This window comes from Adlercreutzia equolifaciens, from assembly GCF_029076695.1.
Classification (GTDB): domain Bacteria; phylum Actinomycetota; class Coriobacteriia; order Coriobacteriales; family Eggerthellaceae; genus Adlercreutzia; species Adlercreutzia equolifaciens_A.
In genome coordinates, this window is record NZ_JARFIK010000181.1 from 1 (window position 1) to 335 (window position 335).

The window sequence follows — 335 nt, forward strand, 5'->3', positions numbered from 1 at the left end:
TTTCGGATTTAAGGCTTGCCGACTGCTTGGCAGCTTCTCCGATTCTGCGGTCAAGCTCTCTGCCCTTGGCTTCATATTCCCTTTTAACGCTCGATACCGTAGCTTCGGCTTCTTGCTCTGCGTTGAGCTTGTCTTGCTTCAGCTTCTCGTTTTGCTTCTTCAGCTCTGCGTTGAGCTTCAGCACGTTGTCTGCTTCGTTCAGCTTCTCTATTTGCTCTGTCTGCTCCGCTATTCTCTTCCCTTGTTCGGCTACTGTCGATACCAGCTCTTGCTTCTCGGATAAGAGTTTCTGTATCTGTATCTCCGATTTCTCGGCTTGGTTCTTCCATTCCTCG

The 335-nt window shown here is 49.6% G+C and carries 1 protein-coding gene; it reads right to left on the minus strand.

Annotated elements, in window-relative coordinates:
• Positions 1-335 (minus strand): hypothetical protein (locus PZH32_RS11985; RefSeq protein WP_275208482.1); only part of this gene is annotated, 335 nt, incomplete at both ends.